General features: G+C 75.4%; 25 protein-coding genes. 6 read left to right on the top strand and 19 right to left on the bottom strand.

The genetic code is table 11. The features are described 5' to 3' along the window. Window positions 1-57: 57 nt before the first annotated feature. The 7 genes from ACF1ED_RS18820 to ACF1ED_RS18790 are packed head-to-tail and all read right to left on the bottom strand — an operon-like array spanning window position 58 to window position 5,202. Entirely contained in the window at window positions 58-918 is an 861-nt protein-coding gene (locus tag ACF1ED_RS18820) for a sugar nucleotidyltransferase (RefSeq protein ID WP_391761757.1), read from the bottom strand. After that, on the bottom strand, window positions 915-1,913 hold the full coding sequence (gene rfbB / locus ACF1ED_RS18815; RefSeq protein WP_391761755.1) for a dTDP-glucose 4,6-dehydratase: 999 nt from the start codon (window positions 1,911-1,913) through the stop codon (window positions 915-917). Before rfbB ends, ACF1ED_RS18820 begins: the two co-directional genes overlap by 4 nt. Beyond that, the gene (locus ACF1ED_RS18810) at window positions 1,843-2,445 is read right to left on the bottom strand and encodes a GtrA family protein (protein WP_391761753.1); all 603 of its coding nucleotides are present in this window, start codon (window positions 2,443-2,445) and stop codon (window positions 1,843-1,845) included. The genes rfbB and ACF1ED_RS18810 overlap by 71 nt, the downstream gene beginning before the upstream one ends. Further along, on the bottom strand, window positions 2,445-3,545 hold the full coding sequence (locus ACF1ED_RS18805) for a sugar phosphate nucleotidyltransferase (protein WP_391761751.1): 1,101 nt from the start codon (window positions 3,543-3,545) through the stop codon (window positions 2,445-2,447). Before ACF1ED_RS18805 ends, ACF1ED_RS18810 begins: the two co-directional genes overlap by 1 nt. Before the next feature lie 13 nt (window positions 3,546-3,558). Next, complete coding sequence (locus ACF1ED_RS18800; RefSeq protein ID WP_391761749.1) at window positions 3,559-3,945, bottom strand: antibiotic biosynthesis monooxygenase family protein; 387 nt, start codon at window positions 3,943-3,945, stop codon at window positions 3,559-3,561. Then, entirely contained in the window at window positions 3,942-4,727 is a 786-nt protein-coding gene (locus ACF1ED_RS18795; RefSeq protein ID WP_391761747.1) for an SDR family NAD(P)-dependent oxidoreductase, read from the bottom strand. The genes ACF1ED_RS18800 and ACF1ED_RS18795 overlap by 4 nt, the downstream gene beginning before the upstream one ends. Window positions 4,728-4,737: 10 nt before the next feature. After that, window positions 4,738-5,202, bottom strand: coding sequence for an anthrone oxygenase family protein (locus ACF1ED_RS18790; RefSeq protein ID WP_391761745.1), 465 nt, complete (start codon window positions 5,200-5,202; stop codon window positions 4,738-4,740). A 188-nt stretch (window positions 5,203-5,390) separates the two neighbouring features. Here ACF1ED_RS18790 and ACF1ED_RS18785 point away from each other — a divergent pair, with 188 nt between their 5' ends. From ACF1ED_RS18785 to ACF1ED_RS18775, 3 genes are all read left to right on the top strand, one after another. Further along, window positions 5,391-5,849, top strand: coding sequence for a DUF1772 domain-containing protein (locus tag ACF1ED_RS18785; protein ID WP_391761743.1), 459 nt, complete (start codon window positions 5,391-5,393; stop codon window positions 5,847-5,849). A gap of 85 nt (window positions 5,850-5,934) precedes the next feature. Next, window positions 5,935-6,675 (top strand): SchA/CurD-like domain-containing protein, encoded by a 741-nt coding sequence (locus ACF1ED_RS18780; protein WP_391761741.1) that lies wholly within the window; start codon window positions 5,935-5,937, stop codon window positions 6,673-6,675. Further along, entirely contained in the window at window positions 6,672-8,171 is a 1,500-nt protein-coding gene (locus ACF1ED_RS18775; RefSeq protein WP_391761739.1) for an FAD-dependent monooxygenase, read from the top strand. The genes ACF1ED_RS18780 and ACF1ED_RS18775 overlap by 4 nt, the downstream gene beginning before the upstream one ends. A gap of 143 nt (window positions 8,172-8,314) precedes the next feature. Here the strand turns inward: ACF1ED_RS18775 and ACF1ED_RS18770 are convergent, their stop codons facing one another. From ACF1ED_RS18770 to ACF1ED_RS18725, 10 genes are all read right to left on the bottom strand, one after another. Beyond that, a complete protein-coding gene (locus tag ACF1ED_RS18770; protein ID WP_391761737.1) occupies window positions 8,315-8,629 on the bottom strand; it encodes an antibiotic biosynthesis monooxygenase family protein in 315 nt (104 codons plus the stop codon). After that, a complete protein-coding gene (locus tag ACF1ED_RS18765) occupies window positions 8,626-9,021 on the bottom strand; it encodes an antibiotic biosynthesis monooxygenase family protein (RefSeq protein ID WP_391761735.1) in 396 nt (131 codons plus the stop codon). The genes ACF1ED_RS18770 and ACF1ED_RS18765 overlap by 4 nt, the downstream gene beginning before the upstream one ends. Continuing rightward, on the bottom strand, window positions 9,021-9,773 hold the full coding sequence (locus ACF1ED_RS18760; protein WP_391761733.1) for an SDR family NAD(P)-dependent oxidoreductase: 753 nt from the start codon (window positions 9,771-9,773) through the stop codon (window positions 9,021-9,023). The genes ACF1ED_RS18765 and ACF1ED_RS18760 overlap by 1 nt, the downstream gene beginning before the upstream one ends. 18 nt (window positions 9,774-9,791) lie before the next feature. After that, a complete protein-coding gene (locus ACF1ED_RS18755) occupies window positions 9,792-10,253 on the bottom strand; it encodes an SRPBCC family protein (RefSeq protein WP_391761731.1) in 462 nt (153 codons plus the stop codon). A 1-nt stretch (window position 10,254) separates the two neighbouring features. Further along, window positions 10,255-10,515 carry an acyl carrier protein gene (locus tag ACF1ED_RS18750; protein WP_043223687.1) on the bottom strand — a complete coding sequence of 87 codons (261 nt, stop codon included), beginning with the start codon at window positions 10,513-10,515 and terminating at the stop codon, window positions 10,255-10,257. A 68-nt stretch (window positions 10,516-10,583) separates the two neighbouring features. Beyond that, entirely contained in the window at window positions 10,584-11,849 is a 1,266-nt protein-coding gene (locus ACF1ED_RS18745) for a ketosynthase chain-length factor (RefSeq protein WP_391761729.1), read from the bottom strand. Then, complete coding sequence (locus ACF1ED_RS18740; RefSeq protein WP_391761727.1) at window positions 11,846-13,114, bottom strand: beta-ketoacyl-[acyl-carrier-protein] synthase family protein; 1,269 nt, start codon at window positions 13,112-13,114, stop codon at window positions 11,846-11,848. Before ACF1ED_RS18740 ends, ACF1ED_RS18745 begins: the two co-directional genes overlap by 4 nt. Then, complete coding sequence (locus tag ACF1ED_RS18735; protein ID WP_391761725.1) at window positions 13,111-13,539, bottom strand: cupin domain-containing protein; 429 nt, start codon at window positions 13,537-13,539, stop codon at window positions 13,111-13,113. The genes ACF1ED_RS18740 and ACF1ED_RS18735 overlap by 4 nt, the downstream gene beginning before the upstream one ends. Next, a complete protein-coding gene (locus ACF1ED_RS18730) occupies window positions 13,536-13,871 on the bottom strand; it encodes a TcmI family type II polyketide cyclase (protein WP_391761723.1) in 336 nt (111 codons plus the stop codon). Before ACF1ED_RS18730 ends, ACF1ED_RS18735 begins: the two co-directional genes overlap by 4 nt. A gap of 117 nt (window positions 13,872-13,988) precedes the next feature. Further along, complete coding sequence (locus ACF1ED_RS18725; protein ID WP_391761721.1) at window positions 13,989-14,786, bottom strand: hypothetical protein; 798 nt, start codon at window positions 14,784-14,786, stop codon at window positions 13,989-13,991. Between the two features lie 203 nt (window positions 14,787-14,989). On the opposite strand from ACF1ED_RS18725, the gene ACF1ED_RS18720 reads away from it, so the two are divergent. The 3 genes from ACF1ED_RS18720 to ACF1ED_RS18710 all read left to right on the top strand — a co-directional run bounded on the left by ACF1ED_RS18720 (window position 14,990) and on the right by ACF1ED_RS18710 (window position 18,758). Beyond that, the gene (locus ACF1ED_RS18720; protein WP_391761719.1) at window positions 14,990-16,345 is read left to right on the top strand and encodes a cytochrome ubiquinol oxidase subunit I; all 1,356 of its coding nucleotides are present in this window, start codon (window positions 14,990-14,992) and stop codon (window positions 16,343-16,345) included. Window positions 16,346-16,406: 61 nt separating this feature from the next. Then, a complete protein-coding gene (locus tag ACF1ED_RS18715; RefSeq protein ID WP_391761717.1) occupies window positions 16,407-17,363 on the top strand; it encodes a cytochrome d ubiquinol oxidase subunit II in 957 nt (318 codons plus the stop codon). 216 nt (window positions 17,364-17,579) lie between these two features. Further along, window positions 17,580-18,758: a macrolide family glycosyltransferase gene (locus tag ACF1ED_RS18710; RefSeq protein ID WP_391761715.1), complete on the top strand. Its 1,179-nt coding sequence runs from the start codon at window positions 17,580-17,582 to the stop codon at window positions 18,756-18,758. A gap of 80 nt (window positions 18,759-18,838) precedes the next feature. On the opposite strand, the gene ACF1ED_RS18705 is transcribed toward ACF1ED_RS18710, so the two are convergent. Together ACF1ED_RS18705 and ACF1ED_RS18700 are read right to left on the bottom strand one after the other, a co-directional pair. Next, window positions 18,839-19,744: an ABC transporter permease gene (locus ACF1ED_RS18705; protein WP_391761713.1), complete on the bottom strand. Its 906-nt coding sequence runs from the start codon at window positions 19,742-19,744 to the stop codon at window positions 18,839-18,841. After that, window positions 19,741-20,721: an ATP-binding cassette domain-containing protein gene (locus tag ACF1ED_RS18700; RefSeq protein ID WP_391761900.1), complete on the bottom strand. Its 981-nt coding sequence runs from the start codon at window positions 20,719-20,721 to the stop codon at window positions 19,741-19,743. The genes ACF1ED_RS18705 and ACF1ED_RS18700 overlap by 4 nt, the downstream gene beginning before the upstream one ends. Window positions 20,722-20,726 lie beyond the last annotated feature (5 nt).

The following is a 20,726-nucleotide window of genomic DNA, read 5'->3' as shown; positions in this document are numbered from 1 at the left end:
CGGAGGATCGCACGAGAGTTTTCGGCCGGTGGGCTCCGACGGCCCGTCCGGCGGCGGTCAGACGCGCGCGCCGGCCGCCACCGGCAGCTCCTCGGGCAGGAAGCCGGAGCGGCGCGCCGCGTCCTCCAGGGTGGGGAACGGGACGCCGCGCCGGTGGGCCCGGCGGGCGAAGATGCCCGCGTCCAGGAGGCTGTCCGGCGTGCCCGCGTCCATCCACGTGGCGTCGGGACCCACCGGGACCAGCCGGGCCCTGCCCTCGGCGAGGAAGCGCCGGTTGAGATCGGTGATCTCCAGTTCGCCGCGGGCCGAGGGGGTGAGCCCGGCCGCGTACCGCACGGCCTCGTTGTCGTAGAGGTAGAGGCCGGTGACGGCGAGGTCGCTGCGCGGGACCGCGGGCTTCTCCTCCAGGTCGAGGAGGCTGCCGTCCGGGGCCAGCGCGGCGACGCCGTAGCGGTGCGGGTCGGGGACGCGGCTGCCGAAGAGGGTGCAGCCGTCGAGGCCCGCGATCTCGCGGCGCATCAGCTCCGGCAGCCCGGGGGCGTGGAAGACGTTGTCGCCGAGGACCAGGGCGACGCGCCGGCCGCCGATGAAGTCCGCGGCGACCAGCAGGGCGTCGGCGAGGCCGCGCGGGACGGTCTGCACCGCGTACGACAGCCGGACGCCGAGGTGGCCGCCGTCGCCGAGGAGGGCGCGGTAGCCGGGCAGGTGCCCGGGGCCGGTGACGACGAGGATGTCCCCGATGCCGGCGGCGATCAGGACGGACAGCGGGTAGTGGATCAGCGGGCGGTCGTAGACGGGCAGGAGCTGCTTGGACGTGACGGCGGTCAGGGGGTACAGGCGGCTGCCGGAGCCGCCGGCCAGGACGATGCCGCACATGTCGGACGGGGGGTTCGGCCCGATGCCGCCGCGACCGTTCACGAGGCGGCCACGGTGTCGGCCGGGGCGGAGCGCAGCGGCTCCCACCAGGCGCGGTTCTCGGCGTACCACCGGGTGGTGGCGGCCAGCCCCTCGGCGAGGTCCCAGCGCGGGCGGTAGCCCAGCTCGTCGCGGATCTTGCTCCAGTCCAGGGCGTAGCGGCGGTCGTGGCCCTTGCGGTCCTCGACGTACTCGATGCGCTCCGGGCCCGCGCCGAAGAGGCCGAGGAGGCGCTCCGTGAGGGCGCGGTTGGTCAGGCCGGTGCCGCCGCCGATGTTGTAGACCTCGCCGGCCCTGCCGCGTTCGAGGACGAGCTGGACGCCCCGGCAGTGGTCGTCGACGTGCAGCCAGTCGCGGATGTTGAGGCCGTCTCCGTACAGCGGGACCGTGCGGCCCTCCAGGAGGCGGGTGACGAACAGCGGGACGATCTTCTCGGGGAACTGGTACGGCCCGTAGTTGTTGGTGCACCGGGTGACCCGGACGTCCAGGCCGTGGGTGCGGTGGCAGGCGAGCGCGACGAGGTCGCTGGCCGCCTTGGACGCCGCGTAGGGCGAGTTGGGGCGCAGCGGATGGTCCTCGTCGGCGCTGCCGGTGGCCAGGGAGCCGTAGGTCTCGTCGGTCGAGACGTGCACGAAGACGCCGACGCCGTGCCGGTGGGCGGCCTCGGCGAGGGTCTGGGTGCCCTGGACGTTGGTGCGGACGAAGGCGGCGCCGTCGGCGATCGAGCGGTCGACGTGGGACTCGGCGGCGAAGTGCACCACCGCGTCCTGGCCGCGCATCGCGCGGTCGACGGCCTCCGGGTCCTCGACCCGGCCGTGGACCACCCGCAGCCGGGGATCGCCCCGGTAGGGGTCGAGGTTCTCCGGGCGGCCGGCGTAGGTGAACGCGTCGAGGACGGTGACCTGCGCGTCCGCGGCTCCGGGGTACTCACCCCCCAGTACTCCTCGGACGTACCGGGAGCCGATGAACCCCGCTCCCCCCGTGACCAGAATGCGCATCGGAATCGACGTTCCTTTCCTCAGGGTTCGGACGGTCCTGAACCCGGTGACCGCTCGGGAAGACCCACCGCTGGTAGGCCCAGTAGCGGAAGACGGTGCCCAGGGCGACGCCGACGACGTTGGCGGAGACGTTCTTGGCCGCCAGCGACTCGAGACCGAGCACGTAGACGGTGAAGCCCAGGCAGAGCAGCGAGGCACCGGCCGCGAGGGCGTTCGTCAGGACGAACAGCCCGAACTCCCGGGTCCGCCCCCGGCGGGGGCGGTCGTCGAAGGTCCAGTGCCGGTTGGCGGCGAAGGAGAAGGCGGTGGCGGCCAGCACCGACAGCACCTTCCCGGTGAGGTGGCCGCCGTCGCCGAGCAGCCACCACAGGAGGTTGGCGCCGCCCGCGTCGATGACGAAGGCGGTGCCGCCGACGGCGGCGAACCGGGTCACCTCGCCCAGCCGGCCGGGCAGCCGGCCGGTGAGCCGGTGCCGGCGCGCCGGCCGGGCGCGTAACCCGGCCGCCGGACGGCCGGCCTCGGCGGTGGCCATCAGGCGCTCAGCCGGGCCGTGGCCCGGTCGCCGAGGACGAGCTGGTGGCCGTCGGTCCGCTCCGGCCGGCGGACCACCCGCGCGTCCCGGCCGATCACGGAGTCCCGCAGGCCGTGCACGCCGGACACCCAGGCGCCGTCGAACAGGACCGTGCCGTGGACGGAGGCGTCCTGGACGACGCAGTCCGGGCCGATCGACACGTCGGGTCCGATGACGCTGTCGGCGACCACGGCGTTGTGGCCGATGACGACCGGTCCGGTGATCCGGCAGCGGGTGACGTCCGCGCCGGGCGCGACGACCACGGGACCGCTGATCCGGGTGGCCTCGTCGACGGTGCCCTCGATCAGGGTCCGCCGGCCGGACAGCAGGTACCGGTTGCAGGCCAGCAGCCCCTCGGGGCGGGAGGCGTCGCCGCAGTAGCCGCGGGCGGTGTGGCCGCGCACCTCGTAGCCGTGCTCGCCCAGCCAGAACAGGGCGTCGGTGAACTCCAGGGTCCTGCGCCACGAGGGCCGCAGCGCGGACACCGCCTGGTGGACGGCGGGCGTGAAGAGGCAGAGGCCGGTCAGGGCCCCGGCGCCCGGGCCGCCGGGGCCCTCGGCCGGATCCAGCACGCGGGGGGCGGCGCCGGGCGGGCCCGGCTCCATGCTGCCGAGCCGGGCGAGGGCGTCGAGGTCCACCGGTCCGTCGCCGCCGGCGTCGACCATCACCAGCGCGTCCGCGCGGCCCTCCCGGAAGTCCTCGACGAGGGCCGGCAGCGCGCCGTGCGAGACGGTGTGGCCGGGGTGGAGCAGGAAGTCGTCGTCGCCCAGCCAGCCCCGGGCGTCGATCACCGCGTGCGCGAGGCCGCGGCGCACCGGCTGGTGCAGATAGGTGATCCGGACGCCGAACCGGTGGCCGTCGCCGAGGGCCCGGTGGACGGCTCCCCCGTCGGGTCCGGTGACCACGCCGACGTCGGTGACGCCGGCCGCGGCGATCTCCCGCAGGGTGTGGTGGAGCAGGGGTTCGTTGGCGAGCGGCACCAGCTGGGTGGGGGTGCCGGCGGTCACCGGCCGCAGGCCGCGGCTGCTGTGACCGGCCGTCACGAGCGCTTTCATCGTCATCGGGGCTGACTCCTCATCCGGCGGGGGCGGGGGCGGCGCCGGGCGTGGGGGCGTCCGCGCCGGGGACGGCGACGGCGGCGGACCGGCCCTCGTAGACCGTGTAGTGGCCGTCGGGGTGGGCGCGGTCCTGGAAGGGACGCATCGGGGACCGGTACGCCTTGTGGTCGGGCCCGGACTCCCACGCCTCGTAGGCCGCCCGGCCGGTCCAGCTCATCACCAGGAGCCAGGCGTCCGGGGCCGCCGTCTGCCGCAGCAGGGCGAGGCCGGTGAGGCCGGGGGTGCCGGCCAGGTCCCGGCGCGAGACGGCGTAGGCGGCGCGCAGGGCGTCCGCGTCGGGGGTGCGGTGGCGGACGTGCACGTGCAGCGGCTCGGCGGGGCCGGCGGCGGGCTCGGTACTCATCGGGATCTCCTCTCCTGCTGCCAGAGGCGCAGCACGGCGCGCCGTACCAGGGCGCGGGGCAGGGCGGTGGCGAGCCCGGCCTTGAGCCGGTAGTCGCGGCCGGGTACGCACAGCGGGCGGCCCGCCTCGACGGCGGCGAGCGCGTCGCGGACGACGTCGAGCGGGTCGAGGTTCCGGCCGAGCCGGCCCTTGGTGCCGGAGCCCTGGTGCAGTCCGGTGCGGACCGAACCGGGGCAGACGGCGGTGACGTGGACGCCCAGGTGGGCGGTCTCGCAGTGGACGTTCTCGCTGAAGGCGGTGAGGAACGCCTTGGACGCGCCGTAGACCGCGCCGCGCGGGACGGGCAGGAAGCCGGTCATCGACGAGACGTTGACGATGCGTCCGTCGCCCCGGCGGGTCATGGCGCGGGCCGCGGCGGCGGTGAGCCGGACGGCCGCCTGGACGTCGAGGTCGACGAGGGCGGCCTGGTCGTCGGGGTCCTGGTCGGCGAGCGGGGCGATCCTGCCGAGGACGCCCGCGTTGTTGACCAGGAGGCCCACCTCGGCGGGTCCTGCGGCCAGCCGCCGGGTGACCTCGGCGAGCTCCTCGGGCCGGGTCAGGTCGGCGGGCAGCACCTCCGCGACGACGCCGTGCGCGGTGGTGAGTTCGCCGGCCAGGGCGTGCAGCCGGTCGGCGCGGCGGGCCACCAGGACCAGGTCCTGGCCGCGGGCGGCGAGCTCGCGGGCGAAGACCTCGCCGAGCCCGCTGGAGGCGCCGGTGACGAGCGCGGTACGGCGGTGCATGGGGTTCCCCTCAGCTCCAGGCGGTCGTCAGCGCGGCCAGGTTGACGAACAGGCCGAGCACGCACAGGGAGCTGCGGACGGCGTTCCAGCGCTGCCAGTCGCGGCGCGGGTCGACGTTCTCCCAGTCGTCCGGCATGGACTCCGGGGTGAGGGTGACGACCCAGCGGTTGATCGGGACGGTCTTGGTCACCGACACGGTCATCACGCTCAGCAGGACCACGGCCGCCACGCCGTACAGCGTGCGGGCGGTGCCCGTGGGGGCGTTGAAGGCGAGCACGATGTCGATGAGGGCGCTGGCGGCCAGCGTCACCGGCATGAAGGGGTCGTAACGGGTCGCCAGGAAGCGGTGGGCGTGGACGTAGCCCTGGGGCGGCAGCGACATCAGCAGCGGGACGCCGCCCAGCACGGTGCCGGCGAAGACGCCGGCGGCGACGCCGTTGCCCGCCAGGACCAGGGCCATCAGCAGTTCGGTCACGGGGTTCTCCTCCTCGGTCGGCCACAGCGTCCGGGGCGCTGCTCGACGAGGGGTCGAGGGGCGTTGGGGCCGGGGCTGGAGAGTGCCTGGACCGGCGCGCGAGGCGGCTGCGACAGGGTGGCGGGCCTACATGCCGGGGCGCGGGCCCGTCCCGTCCCGGCCCTGCCGGAAGGAAGTCGGTACCGACCGTGTTCACACAGATCCTGGGGGGCGTCACCCTGCTGGGCACCGGACTCGTCGCGGGCGTGTTCTTCGCCGTCGCGGTGAGCGTGCTGCCCACCCTCTTCGCGCTGGAGCCGGACGACTACGTGGTCACCCACCAGCTGCTCGGCAAGGGCTACCACCCGTACATGCCGATCATCGTGACGGCGGCGCTGCTGGCCGACGTGGCGCTGGTCGTCACGGCGCCGACCACCGGGCTGCGGCTGCTGTTCGCGGCCTCCGCGCTGCTGCTCGTCGGCGTGCAGGTGGTGTCGCAGTTCGGGAACGTCCCCATCAACAAGGTGGTGGCGACCATGCGGCCGGGCGCGCTCGGCGCCGACTGGCCGGACCCGCGGCCGCGGTGGCGCCGGTGGCACGTGCTGCGCACCTCGTGCGCCTTCGGCGCGCTGGGCCTGACCTCGGCGGCCGCGGTCCTGCTGCCGTAGCGCCCCGCCCGCCCCTCCCCTCGCCCGCTGCTTCCCCCTTCCCTTCCCCTTCCCCCTCTTTCTTCCCCTCCCGGAGGTTCTCCGCATGTCCTTCGTCGCCCTGGGCGCCCCTCTCGCGCCCGACGCCGTCCGCCGGTTCGCCGCGGCGCCCCCGCCGCCGTCGCCGCTGCTCGACGCGGACGGCCCGGTGCTGTCCGCCGCCGTCTTCGTCCGCGAGGAGCTGCTGCTGCTCGCCTTCCACCTGCGCGAGGAGCACGACGACCCGGCCGCCGTGCTGGCCGGGCTGCCCGCGGTGGTGCGCTGGGCGGAGCACGTCGCGCCGTTCCTGGAGACGCCCTGGGACCCGTCCGCCGGGTTCGCGGACGCGCTGCGCGGGCGGCTGATGCGCCGGGTGCAGCAGCGCGTGGTGAACGCGGTGCCGGCCGCCCTGTCGGCGATCCACTACCCGGTCCGGCCGGGCGCCGCCGACGAACTCACCACGATCTTCACCGCCGTACGGCCGCAGGCCAGGCCGATGCTCCGCGACGAGCAGGGCGACACCAGCGGCAGCCTGCACGGCGTCGCGGTCTTCGTCTCCGGCCCCCACATGGTCCGGGTCGTCGCCTACGACGGCGAGGTCGCCGACGTCGCCCGCTACATGGCGCACCGGCCCGGCCGGCCGCAGATCGAGGCCCGGCTGACGCCCCATCTGGAGGAGTACGGCGACACCAGCACCCCCGAGGGCTTCGTCGCCGTCTTCGAACGGCGGTCCATGGAGCGGCGTGCTCTGTCCGTCCCGGTGGGCGCCGGGTCCGCGCCCTCCCCCGCCGCGGCCGTCCGCCCGTGACCGGGCGGATCCTGATCGCGGGGGCCGGGCCGAGCGGTCTGCTGTGCGCCGTCGAACTGGCGGCGCGCGGCGTGCCGTGCCGGGTGGTGGACCGGCGGCCCGGCCCGGCGGGCGGCTCGCGCTGCCCGACGCTGTGGCAGCGCAGTCTGCGGGTGCTGGCCTCGGCGGGGGTGTCCGTGGAGGCGCTGCGCCGGGCCGGCACGGCGCTGGAGCGCAAGCGGTTCCTCATCGCGGGCGCCGACGCGGAGGTCGACCTGCGGTCCGGCGACGGCCCGTTCGACGCTCCGCTGCTGGTCCGCCAGGAGGACCTGGAACACCTGCTCCTGGAACGGCTGCGCGCCCTCGGCGGCGCCGTGGAGTACGGAGTGGAGCTCCTGGAGGTCCGGCGCGACGGCGGCGGGGCGTCCCGGCACGGTGCCGGGGCCCCCGCCGTCGCCGTGCTGCGGGGCCCCGACGGGGTCGAGGAGGCCCCGGCCGACCGGGTGGTGTGCGCCACCGGCGCGGCCGGCCGGGTGGCCGGGGTGGCCGGTCCGGCCGACGTGGCGCCGGTCGGCATGCGCTGGCTGCTCGCCGACGTCGAGGTGGCCCCGGAGGACGCGCCCGCGCCCGGCGTCGAGCACATCCTGCGCGACCGGGCCGGCCACGGCGGTCTGGTGCCCCTGCCGGGCGGCGGCCACCGGCTCTTCCTGGCCCTGCCGGACGATCCGGCCGGAGCGGACCGGCGGCCGTCGCCGGCCGAGGTGGTCGAGGCGGCCCGGCGCTCGGTCGGGGTGCGCCTGACCGGGGAGCCCGGGGCGATCTGGGCGGTACGGCCGCGGAGCTGGGTGGCCCCGGCCTTCGTGGACGGCCCGGTGGTGCTGCTGGGCGACGCGGCCCGGTCCTTCCCGATGCCGGTGCACGGACTCAACACGGGCCTCCAGGAGGCCGCCGGGCTCGGCTGGAAGCTGGCCGCGGCGGCCTCCGCCCCGGCCGGGACGGGCGCGGAGCTGCTCGCCACCTACGACGCCGAGCGGCGGGCGGCGGCGGAGCGGATCCGGGACCGGGCCGAGCGGGTGCTCGGCTACGGCTCGACCGTGCCGCTGGAGGTGATCCGCGACCGGCTGCTCGCCCGCGTCTTCGAGCTGCGCACGGAGCCGGACACCGTCCACGCGCCGGGTCCGCTCACGGCGGCCGGGGGCGCCCTCGCGGGGCACCGGGCGCCCGAGGGCGTGGCCCGCGCCGCTGGCCCCGGCTGGTACGTCGCCCTGCTGCCCGGCACGGACCCGGCCCGTCCGGACCGCCCGGGCGCGGAGGCGGGCCGCGCGGCCGCCGGGGTCGCCGCGCGGTTCGGGCTGCCGCTGGTGGCCTGCCCCGCCGCGCCCGCCCCGGAGGGCGTACCGGACGCGGGGGCGCGGCTGCTGCTGGTCCGTCCGGACGGGCACGTCTCCTTCGACGGCGCGCCGGGCGAGCCGGCGGAGCTGGAACGGCACCTGGAGGGCGTGCGCCGCTTCCTGTGAACCGGTCCGCCCGCGCGTGCGCGGGCGGACCGGCGGGAAGGCGGTGGAGCGGGAAGGCGGCGGGGCGATGGAGCCGCACAAGGGCCTGGCCCCGGTTCTCCTTCTCGGAGACCGGGGCCAGGCCCTTGTGGTGCGGAGGACGGTCAGTACGCGGCGCGCACCCGGTAGATCCCGAACGGGACGCTCATCCGGGTGTCCCGGAAGGGGCGCAGCGGCGAGGTGCTGTCCTGGTGGGAGGCGCCGCGCTCCCAGGCGTGGAACGCCTCCTCGTCGCGCCAGCGGCTGAGCACGAGGAACCCCTGGGGGTCGGGCAGGGAGTGCAGGAGCTCGTTGCCGAGCATCCCGTCGACCTTCGCCATCTCCAGGCTCACCCGGTGGTAGGCGGCCTCGACCCCCTGCTCGTCCGTCGTGGCGTGGTAGACGAGGACGCGCACCTCGCCGGCCGGGGCGACGCTCAACGCGCCGCCTCCCACGCGGCGTGCGTGGTGTGCTCGCCGGACGGGTCGACCCTGGCGGTGACCTCCATCGTCACCATGGAGCCCTGGCTGCGGAACGGGTGCAGCTGCTGACGGTGCTCCAGGTGCCGGTCGCTGGTCTCGAAGAGCCGGAAGCTCGGCTCGTCGGTCCAGTCGCTGACGATGTAGTAGACGTTCTCCTCGCCCGTGGCGCGGGCGAGGGTCTGGCCCAGGCTGGCGGGGTGCGAGGTGACCGAGTCGCCGATCGCGAGCCAGACCTTCTCGAAGTCCTCGGTCATGCCCGGGCGGATCTCCATGCGGAGCATGACGCGGTACGGGCCCGGGGCCGCGGTCCCGGCCGGCGCGGGGGCGGTGGTGTCGGTGGTCGCGGTCATCAGGAGATGCCTCCGTCGACGTAGAGGGTGGCGCCGGTGACGTACGAGGAGAGCGGGCTGGCCAGGAAGAGGATGGCCTGGCCGACCTCGGCCGGGGTGCCGAGCCGGCCGAGCGCCGTCTTGGCCTCGTAGCGCTCGCGCATCTGGGTGCGGACGTCGTCCGGGAGGGCCGCCATGGCCTCGGTCTCGATGACGCCGAGGGCGACCACGTTGGCGCGGATGCCGCGCGGGCCGAGCTCCTTGGCGAGCGAGCGGGTCAGGCCGATGAGGGCGGCCTTGGAGGCGGTGTAGTGCGCGCGGGTCGGGATGCCGACCTCGGCGGACTTGGAGCCGATGGAGACGATCGACGAGCCCTCGCTCAGCAGCGGCAGGGCGTGCTGGACGATCAGGTACGAGGCCGTCACGTTGGTGTCGATGACCCGGTGCCACTCGTCGAGCGGGAGCTCGCCGAAGGGGATGTGGCTGATCGCGCCGGCGTTGTTGACGACGAGGTCGAGGCTGCCGAGGCGGGTGGCGCACTCGGCGAGCAGGCCCTCGATCTCGGCGGGGTCGGTGAGGTCGGCGCGCAGCACGTGGTGGTCGCCGCCGATCTCCTTCAGCTCGGCGCGGAGCGACTCGACGGCCTCGCTCTCCTGCCGGTAGCAGGTGACGACGTCGACGCCGGCGCGGGCGAGGGCGAGGACGATGCCGCGGCCGACGCCGCGGCTGCCGCCGGTGACGAGGGCCTTGCGGCCGTTCAGGCTGAGGTCCATGGTGGTGGGTCCTTCGGTTCAGGAGGCTGCCGCGAGCGCGGCCGCCTCGACCTTCTGCTTGATGAGCGCCATCTGGCCGGCGCTGTTGGTGTTGAGGCGGTTCGTCATGGCCTCGTCGTCGATCGGGGCCTGGGGCTTCATCTCGAAGTCCTGCACCCAGCGCATCCGCACGCCGCCCGGCACCTCGGTGTACTCCCAGAAGAGGGACATGTACTTGAAGACGCCGGTCTCGACGCGGTGGGCGCGGACGGTGCGGGTCGCGGCGTCCGCGGTCCGCTCGGAGACCCAGCTCCAGACCGTGCCGTTCTCGTCCGGGTGGAGGGCGAGGCGGAAGCGGACGGTGTCGCCCTCGCGGGCGAGGATGTCGGCGGAGGCGTACTCGCTGAACAGCGAGGGCCAGTTCGCGACGTCGTTCGTCAGCTCCCAGACGGTCTCCAGGGGGGCGTCGATGACGATCGCGTTGTCGGTGTGGCCGGCCATGTCACGCCCCCGCCGGGGTCAGGCTGCCGTTGACGTAGGCGATCACGGCCGCCGGGGAGAGCAGGTCGTGGGCCGCCTCCTCGGGGATCGAGATCCCGGTCACCCGCTCGATCCGGCCGAACAGTTCGAGCACGGCGAGCGAGTCGTAGCCGAGGTCCTCGAAGCCCCGCTCGGCGGCGTCGGCGTCGAGCACCACGCCGTCGTCGACGCCCGCGGCCTCGATCATCATCGTGTACAGGTCGTTCAGTTCGAGACTGCTCACAGCTGTCCGTCCTTCCGGGAGCGGGTGGGGTGAGGGGTGGGGGGTGGAGTGCGGGGTGGGGCGGCGGGTCATGCCGCGCCGACGACGAGGGCCGAGACGAAGCCGCCGTGCCCGCGGGCGACCACGAGGGCGTGGCGCAGCGGGAGTTCGCGGGGCCGGTCGACGACCAGGTCGAGGGCGTAGTCGGGGTCGGGGCGCGCCGTGCCTGCGGTGTGCGGGACGACGCCGTCCCGCAGGGCCAGCAGGGCGGTGGCGACGTCGAGCGGCGCGCCGCCGCCGTACAGCCGGCCGGTGAGGGACTTGGGGGCGGTGACCGGGACGCCGCGCGGGCCGAAGACCTCGGCGAGCGCGCGGGCCTCGGCGGCGTCCCGCTCCGGGCTGCCCGCGCCGTCGGCGAAGACGGCGCCGATGTCGCCGGGGGCGAGGCCGGCGTCGGCGAGGGCGCGGCGGATCGCTCCGGCGAGCACCGGCGGACGGGTCCGCCCCTCGGTCCCGCCCTCCGTGCGGGCCGCGTCGTCGTACGGGTCGAAGCCGGCCGCCCAGCCCTCGACCGCGCCCCAGGAGCGGGTGCGGCCGCGGGCGCGGGCCGACTCCTCGGTCTCGGTGACGAGGATCGCGCCGCCCTCCCCCGGCACGTGGCCGGGGGCGTCGATGGCGAAGGGCGTGTAGGCGCGGGCCGGGTCGTCGAGGGTCGACAGCCGGCCGTCGGCCAGCTGCGCCACGACGCCGTACGGGCAGAGCGAGGAGTCGGTGCCGCCGGTGACGACGAGCCGGGAACCGGTCCGCAGCAGGCGGCGGGCCTGGGCGATGGCGTCCAGGCCGCCGGCCTGCTCGGCGCAGACGACGCCGCAGGGGCCGCGCATGCCGTGCCGGATGGAGATCTGGCCGGTGGTGGCGGCGTAGAACCAGGCGATGGACTGGTAGGCGCCGACCCAGGAGGGGCCCTGCCGGTAGAGGTTCTCCATCTCGTTCTGGCCGAAGGCGGTGCCGCCGGAGGAGCTGGAGGTGACCACGGCCATCTCGTACTCGTCCAGCTCGGCCGGGTCGGCCCCGGCGTCCGCGAGGGCGGCGTCCGTGGCGACCAGCGCCAGGTGGGTCCAGCGGTCGGTCTGCGGGACGACCCGGCCGGGGACGCGGCCCCGCGCCTCGAAGCCCGAGACCTCCCCGGCGACGGTGACGGGGTAGCCGGACGGGTCGAAGGCGGTGATGCGGCCGAGTCCGGACTTGCCGGCCAGCACGGCCTGCCAGTGGTCCTCGACGGTCGGGCCGGTGGGGGCGACGACGCCGAGTCCGGTGACCAGGATCCGCCCGCCGGGACGGTCCGCGGTGCTCACGCCGCCTCCTGCAGGGTCCGGGTGAGCACCATGGCGCTCTGGAAGCCGCCGAATCCGCTGCCGACCGTCAGGACGGTGTCCATGACGTGGTCGCGGGCGACGAGCGGCACGTAGTCCAGGTCGCACTCGGGGTCGCGGTGGTGGAGGTTGGCCGTCGGCGGGACGACCTGCCGCTGGAGCGCCAGGGCGCAGGCGGCGACCTCCAGGGAGCCGATGGCGCCGAGCGAGTGCCCGATCATCGACTTGATGGAGGAGACCGGCACCTCGTGGGCGCGGGCCCCGAGGCTCCGCTTGAAGGCGGCGGTCTCGTGCCGGTCGTTCTGCTTGGTGCCGGAGCCGTGGGCGTTGATGTAGTCCACCGCCGACGGGTCGAGCCGGGCCCGGTCGAGGGCGAGCGAGATCGCCTCGGCCATCTCGCGGCCGTCCGGCTTGAGGCCGGTCATGTGGTACGCGTTGCTGCGGTTGGCGAAGCCCGACACCTCGGCGTAGATCCGGGCGCCGCGGGCGAGGGCCGACTCCTCGGACTCCAGCACCATGACCGCCGCGCCCTCGCCCAGGACGAAGCCGTCCCGCCGGGCGTCGAAGGGGCGGGAGGCGTGGCCGGCTTCGTCGTTGTTGGGCGAGGTCGCCTTGATGGCGTCGAAGCAGGCGCTGGTGATCGGCGAGATGGGGGCGTCGGTGGCCCCGGCCAGGACGATGTCCGCGGAGCCCTCCTCGATGAGCTGGGCGCCGTGCGCGACGGCGTCCAGCCCGGAGGTGCAGCCGGTGGAGACGAGGGCGACCGGGCCTTCGGCGCCGGCCGTCCTGGCCACCTCCACGGCCAGGGTGCTGGGCACCATGTGGCCGTAGAGGTGGGGAACGCCGTAGCGGTGGTCGACGTGGTGCAGCCGGCCGTCGTCGGAGAGCACGCGGTACTCCTCCTCCAGACCGGTGGTGCACCCGACGGCGCTGCCCAGGCTCACCGAGAGGCGGCCGGGGTCGACGCCGCCGATGTCCAGGCCGCTGTCGGCGAGTGCCTCGCGCGCCGAGACCACCGCGAACTGGCCGGCCCGGTCCATCCGCCGGATCTCCTGCGGGGACAGGCCGGCCGCCACCGCGTCGAAGTCGACCTCGGCGGCGATCCGGGAACGGAACGCGCTGGCGTCGAAGAGGCTGATCGGCCGGGTGGCGGTGCGGCCCGAGGACAGCAGGTCCCAGAACGCCTCACGGCCCACCGCCGCGGGGGCGACGACGCCGATGCCGGTGATGACGGCGCGCCGGGTCATCGCGTCCCGCCCACGTCCGGGTTGGCGGCGCCCGGGTTCAGCGGCTGCTCGGTGTCGACGTGGCCGAGTTCCGGCCGGGGGGCGAGCGGGGAGAGGTGGAAGACGAGGTGCGCCTTCTCGGTCCCGGTGTTGACGAGGCGGTGCCGGACGTCGATCGGCACCATGATCGAGTCGCCGGGGCCGAGCGGGACCTTGCGGCCGTCCAGCGCGATCTCCAGCTCGCCGGTGACGACGTGCAGGAACTCCTCGGAGTACGGGTGGTAGTGCTCGGTGATCCACTCGCCGGGCTCCAGCCACAGCACGCCGCCGAAGCCGGAACCGCAACCGGTGGTCCTGGGGCTGAGCGTGACCCGGATGTCGCCGCCGCGCTTGGTGTTGGGGTCGGCGTCCGAGACGTTGATCTTCGCGGGCAGTGCGGTCGTCATCGCTGTACACCCTCCTGCGGGGTCCACGTGTAGAAGGCGGACGCCATGGCGTCCTTGGGCTCCCGCCAGTTCGGGTCGTACGGCGAGACCAGCTTGGCGAGGCGGGCGTTGATGTCCTCGTACAGCGGGTGGCTGCGGGCCTTGTACAGGTTCGGCGTGATGTCCTGGTCGGCCTCGACGAGGTGGAAGTAGAGGTCGTGGAAGGAGAAGAGGGTCCGCCGGGAGACCCCGATCATGTGGGGCAGGTCCGTGGAGTCGGACTCGGCGAACACGTCGCCGATCTCGCCGGTGGTGTCACCGGCGAGTCGGGCGACGATCAGAGTGCGGTGCAACGCGAGCCTCCTGGATGGGTGGTCGTCGGTGGTGGCAACCGTCGCAAGGGGGTCTGGAGGACGGCTCGAAGGTCCCTGGACGCCGCGCTGGAGCCTCGGCTGAGCGCCGGCCGGGCCTCACAGGGGACGGCAGTCCAGCAGCGTGCGGACCCGGCCCGTCAGCGAGAAGACCAGGTCGCAGGGGCCGCCGACGGCCCCGGCCACGGCGAGCGCGGCCCGGGCGCAGTCGAGGGCGGCGGCCGGGGAGAGGACGGGGCGGCCGCGCAGCCGGGGCGGCACGCCGACCGTGCCGGTGCCGCCGGGCATGGCGGCGGTGGCGGTCGGCTTGAGGGCGACCCGGTAGTCCTCGGGCGGCCGCCCGTCGCGCACGGTGCAGGTGTCGAAGTGCAGCCCGTCGCCGAGGGGTTCGGCCAGTCCCCAGCACATGCGCAGCCGTACCGTCCGGGCGTCGGGGAGCGTGTGGGCGAGGACGGTGGCCCCGGCGGGCACGAAGCGCTGGGCGGCGACGACGCAGCGGCTGCCGGCGGGCGCGAGCCGGTCGACCCGGCCGGCCAGCTCGGCGACCGCGGCCCCCACGGTGGCGCGGGACAGGTTGTTGAAGGTGGGGCCGAGGCGCTGGGCGGTGCCGTCGGGCGCGACGAGCCAGCCGCGCACCGAGACGGGCACGGGGGCGCCGCAGCGCCGCCCGTCGAGCGGGGGCAGGTCCCGGTCCCGGGGCGCGAACTCCGTCCAGCGGGTCACGGGCACGGCCGCGGCACTGCTGGCGGCGGCGAGCGCGGCGAGCGGCCGGCAGGCGTCGGCCTCCTCGTCGCGGGAGGCGGCGAGCCGGGCCCACCGGGGGGCGTACGGCCCGGCCGGCCGTGCCCGGGGCGGGACCTGCGGGCCGCCGGGGCGGTCCGGGCGGTGGTCTTCCATGTGGTGCGGCTCCCCTCGTCCAGGCGTGCCGTCCGGCGCGGCCGCCGGTGCCCGTCCAGTAGGGGGGAGCGCGGTGGAAGGGGCGTCAGGCGGCGGACGGAAGCGGATCCATCCGTTCTCCAGCCGGACTCGACCACCGGGGGCGATCATGGCCCGGGCGCCGACCGCCGAGGCGTCCTCCGAAGCCCTGTAGGAGAGCGACCTTGACCGCCGTAGACCTGGGCCGGCTTCAGTTCGCGCTGACCGCGTTCCTTCATTTCTCTTTCGTCGTGGTGACGTTGGGCCTGGCGCCCTTCCTCGCCTACATCAACAGCCGGGCGGTGTTCACCCGGAAACCGGCCCTGCGCCCGGTCTTCGACCGGATGACCCGCTTCTGGGGCCAGGTGTACGTCATCAACTACGCGCTGGGCATCGTCACCGGCCTGGTGATGGAGTTCCAGTTCGGACTGAGCTGGACCGGCCTGTCCCGGCTGACGGGCGACGTGTTCGGCACCACGCTCGCGATGGAGACGATCGTCGCCTTCTTCGTCGAGTCCACCTTCCTCGGCGTGTGGATCTTCGGCTGGCACCTGCTGCCGCGCTGGGCCCACATGCTGTCGTTCTACGTCGTGACGGCCACCGCCTACGCCTCCGCGTACTGGATCATGGTCACCAACGGCTTCCTCCAGAACCCCGTCGGCTTCGCCAAGCGCGAGGACGGCACGATGTACCTCACCGACCTGGGGGCGCTGCTCACCAACGACGGCGCGCTGCCCGCCCTGTACCACCTGGCGGCCGCCTCGATCGGCGTCGGCGGCTTCCTGATCGCCGGCGCGAGCGCCTGGCACTTCCTGCGCGGCACCACCGACCCCGAGGTCTTCCGGCGCTCGCTGCACGGCGGCGTCGCGCTCGGTCTGGGCGGCGTCTGGATGGCCGTCCTGAACGGCTTCCCGCAGCTGTCCGTCGTCGGCGACCAGGAGGGCAAGTCGGCCGCGATCAACGGCGACGCCGAGGCGCTGGCCGCGTACCAGGCCGAGATGACCGAGCTCCTCGGGCCGGGCGACTGGGCGCCGCCGGAGTGGCTGAGCACCGCCTTCACGACCATGCAGATGGCCGGCTACCTGGCCTGGACGATCGGCTTCGTCGCCGCCTGCTTCTTCATCCGCCGCCGCATCGAGCGGACGAAGACGATGCTGCGCCTCCTGGTGTGGACGATCCCGGTGCCGTTCGTGGCCGTGCTGTGCGGCTGGCTGATCCGGGAGATGGGCCGTCAGCCGTGGGCCGTCTACGGCGAGGTGGCCGTCAAGGACGCCCTGTCGGACGTCTCGGCCGGCGGGATGCTCTTCTCGCTGATCGCCTTCGTCACCGTCTTCGCGGCGCTGGCCGTCGTGGACTGGGTGCTGATCGCCCGCACCGTCCGGCGCGGCACCGGCCGGATGTTCCTGGGCCTGACCCTCGGCGACGACCCGGCGGGCACCGGCCGGGACACCGAGGGCGGCGCGGCGGACGGGGACCCGGACGGGTCCGCGCGGCGGACCGCCGCGCGCGACGACGCGCTCTCCCCGCTGCCCCCGCTGTGACCCCCGGCCCCGACCCGCGCGCGGCCCGGCCGCACCGCCCCGGAAACAAGAAGGAATGACGATGGACGTCCTCTGGCTCTGCGTGCTCGGGCTCATGCTCGGCGGATGGTTCGTGCTCGACGGCTTCGTGATCGGCACCGGCATGCTCCTGCGCCGCGTCGCCCGCACCCCGGACGAGCGCCGGACTGTGATGGCCGCCGTCGGCCCCTACTTCCTGGCCGGCGAGGTCTGGCTGGTGGTCTCGGCGGGCGTGCTCATCGCCGCCTACCCGGACCTGGAGAAGAGCGCCTTCACCGCCTTCCGGCCGGTCGTGGTGGTGCTGGTGTGCTGCTGGGTGCTGCGCAGCGCCTCGATCTGGTTCCGCGCCCGGCGCCCCGAGGAGGCGACGCAGCGCCGCTGGGAGCGGCTCCTCGCCGGCGCCTCCGCGGGCTTCGCCGCCTGCTGGGGCCTGCTCCTGGGCAACCTGGCGCAGGGACTGCCGGCCACGTCCGGCCAGGTCTCGCCCGGCACCCTCTTCGGAGTCCTGCCGCTGCTCGGCGCGGTCGCCATGGTGGCGCTGCTGGCGCTGCACGGCGCCGCGTTCACCGCCGCCCGCACCACCGGCGAGCCGTCCCGGCGGGCCGCCGCCGAGGCCAAGCGGCTGGCGCCGGCGGCGGCCGGGCTGCTGCTGGCCGCCGCGGCGGCGGGCGTGCCCTTCGCCGACGGGGTGACCTCGCCGGTGGTCGCGCTGCTCCTCGCCGCCGCCGGAGCGGGCGCCGCCCTCTGCGCGGGTCCGCTCCTGGGCCGCGGCGCGCACGGCCCGGGCTTCGCGCTCACCGCGCTCGCCGCCCCCGCTCCCCTGCTGGCCGTCGGCGCGGGCGCGGCCCCGGCCCTGACCGGGCTGGCGGCCCCGGCCGGCGTCCTCGACCAGCTGTCCTCGCTGCTGCTGCCCGCGCTGGCCGTGGTGCTGCTGGCGCAGGCGTGGGTGCTGTGGCTGTTCCGCCGCCGGGTCGACCAGCGGAGCGTCGCCTTCTTCTGACGGGCCACGCCCCGACCGTACGCCGTCCCGGACCCCTTCTAGGGCCGCCCCGCGCCCAGTGCGAGGGGCGGCCCTCGTCGTTCCCGCGTCTCCCCCTCCCCCTCCCTCTTTCCCGCTTCCCGCGCCCCCTTCCCCGTCCCCTCCCTCGTCCCCTCTCCCCCTCTTCCCGCTTCCCCCTTTCCCTTCCTTCCGTCCCACCCCGAGGAGAGTTGCCCCATGGCCAGGTACGCGATGTTCCCGTCCCCGATGGCGGGCCACGTCAACCCGACCCTTCCGATGGCCGCCGAGCTGATCGGCCGCGGCCACCACGTGACGTACCACCTGCCGGAGGAGTTCCGGGCGCAGGTCGAGTCCGTGGGCGCCCGGCTGGCGCCGATACGGCTGCGCGAGGCGCACGGCTACCGCAGGGAGCCCGACCCGGTCGCCCGCTTCGCCAAGGTCCCGATGTGGCTGGCGGCCGAGGCCGAGGACGTGCTGCCGCAGGTCCTCGCGGCGGTCGACGAGGACCGGCCGGACGCGGTGCTCTACGACATGACGTGCGTGTGGGGCCGGCTGCTGGCCAGACTGCGGCCCGGACCGGCGGCGATGGTGGTCGGCAGCTACGTCGGCAACGAGCACTTCTCGCCGGTGCGCACCCGGCACTACGCGGCGATGAAGGACCACCTGGCGGCGGGCTTCCGGGAGACCGGCGAGGTCATCGCGCGGATCAACGCCCGCCACGGTCTGGACGTCCGCCCGCAGGACCTGTTCGCCCGCGACGAGCAGGTCGTGCTCGTCGTCATGCCCCGCGCCTTCCACCCGGCCGGCGAGACCTTCGGCGAACCGTTCCGGTTCATCGGCGCCTCGCTGCGCGAGGAGGCCGCGGGCGCGCCCTGCCCGCCCGTCCCGCACGGCCGCCGGCTCGCCTACGTCTCCTTCGGCACCGTCGTCGAGCTGACGGACGCCGTGCTCGCGGCGCTCCGGGAGGCGTTCTCCGGGGCGGGCTGGCAGGTGCTGCTGGCCACCGGCGAGCGCGAGGTGCCGGCCGCCGCGCTGCCCGACCACTTCGTCGTACGCAAGTCGGTGCCGCAGCTGGAGGTGCTGCGCCGGGCGGACGTCTTCGTCACCCACGGCGGCACCAACAGCGTGATGGAGGCCCTGGTGCACGAGGTGCCGATGGTGGTCGCGGCCCGCGCGCCGGAACACGCCATCACGGCCGACCAGGTGGAACTGCTGGGCCTCGGCACCCGGGTCGACCCCGACACCCTCGACGCGGAGGGCCTGCGGACCGCGGTGGAGACCGCGGCCGGGGACCCGGCGGTGCGGCGGGCGCTCGCCGAGATGGGCCGGGCGGCCCGTGAGGCCGGGGGCGCCGCCGCCGCCGCGGACGAGCTGGAGAAGCTGGTCGCGGGCTGAGGCCGGCGGGCGCACGGCGAAAGGTCCCGGCCCCCTCTCCTGGAGAGGGGGCCGGGACCTTTCGCGTACCGGACGGGGGGTCAGCTCACGCGGCGCACCTCGTACGAGGCCCAGGCGCCGCCGACGACGGCGAGCAGGGCGCTGGCCAGCAGGACGGCGGCGATCCAGCCGGCGCTGGGCTCGCCGAGCGACAGTCCGCGGGCCGCCTCCACGGCCTGGGTCAGCGGATTGGCCGTGGCCACCGCGCGGGCGGCGGCCGGGAGCCCCGCCAGCGGGACGAACGCGCTGGAGACGAAGGCGAGCGGGAAGATCACCACCATGCCGATGGTCTGGAGCAGTTCGGGGTTGCGCACCCGCGCGCCGAGGCCGAGGAAGACCCAGGAGAGCCCCCAGCTGACGATCAGGGCGACCAGCAGCGCGGCGAAGGCCCCCAGCGGGCCGCCGGCCGGCCGGTAGCCGAAGAGCGCGACGCCCACCAGCACCAGGACCACCAGCTGGAGCCCGTTGCGGACGGCGGCGTACAGGCTGCGGGCGGCGAGCAGCGCGAGCAGGTCGACCGGCATCGTGCGCAGCCGGCCCACCAGGCCCTCGCGCAGGTCGTCGGCGAGCGCCACCCCGGCCCAGACGGTGGCCTGGGCGGTGCTGGTGACGAGGATCGCGGGGAGCAGGTAGTCGATGTAGCGGACGCCCTGGGGGAAGTGCGGGGAGTCGGCGAGGGTGCGGAACATCTGGCTGAACAGCGCCAGCATGATCAGCGGCTGGATGACGCTGACCACCAGCATCCGCGGGTCCCGCAGCGAGCGCAGCAGCCGCCCGGTGAGCACGGTCACCTGGGTGAGGAGCGAGGAGCCCGTCCAGAGCGGGGTGGCCCGGCGCCCGGCGGGGGCGTGGCCGATGGTGGTGGTGTGGCCGGCGGGGGTGTGGCCGGCTGTGGGGGCGGTGTGGCCGGCTGTGGGGGTGTGGCCGGCGGCGGTGGGGGTGGTCATGCCGGTGCGGCCTCCTTCAGCGGCGCGGGCTTCCCGGTCGCGTCGGGCGCGGCCGGGGGACGCGCGTCCGGGCCGACCAGGGCCAGGTACACGTCGTCGAGCGAGGGCTCGTGCAGGGTGAGGCCGTCCGGGGCGACCCCGGCCGCGTCCAGCGCCCGTACCAGGGCGAAGAACTCGGAGGTGTCGCCGATCGGCGCGGTGATCCGGCCGTCCTCGGCGACCGGCCGCAGCCCGGCCCGCCGCACCGCCGCCACGGCCTCGGGCAGCTCGTGGGGGCGGGAGAGGGTGAGCGTGGCGGTGCGGTGGCCGAGTTCGGCCTTGAGCGCGGCGGCCGTGCCGGACGCCACGACCGAGCCCCGCGAGAGCACCGTCACCTGGTCGGCGAGGCGGTCGGCCTCCTCCAGGTACTGCGTGGTGAGCAGCACGGTCGTGCCGTCCCTGGTGAGGTCGTCCACCAGGTCCCACAGCGCCTGCCGGGCGGCCGGGTCGAGGCCGGTGGTCGGCTCGTCGAGGAAGACGACCTCGGGGTGGCCGAGCAGACTGCACGCCAGGTCGAGCCGGCGGCGCATGCCGCCGGAGTAGGTGCGGGCCCGGCGCCCGGCGGCCTCGGTGAGCCCGAAGGCGTGGAGCAGCTCCTCGGCCCGGGAGCGGGCCTCGGCCCGGCCGGCGCCGAGCAGCCGGGCCACCAGGACCAGGTTCTCGGTGCCGGTGAGCCGGTCGTCGACGCCGGCGAACTGGCCGGTGACGCCGATCCGGTGCCGTACGGCGGCCGCGTCCCGCACCACGTCGAGTCCGGCCACCCGGGCGCTGCCCGAGGTGGGGGCCAGGACGGTGGTGAGGGTGCGGACGAGGGTGGTCTTGCCGGCGCCGTTGTGGCCGAGCAGGCCCAGCACCCCGCCGCGGGGCACCTCCAGGGTGACGCCGTCCAGGGCCGGGCGGCCGTCGAAGGTCACGCCGAGGCCGTCGGCCTCGATCATCGGGT

This window comes from Streptomyces sp. NPDC014656 (assembly GCF_043084305.1).
GTDB lineage: Bacteria > Actinomycetota > Actinomycetes > Streptomycetales > Streptomycetaceae > Streptomyces.
Note: the sequence above shows the minus strand (reverse complement) of the source record. Positions and strands in the feature narration are given on the sequence as shown.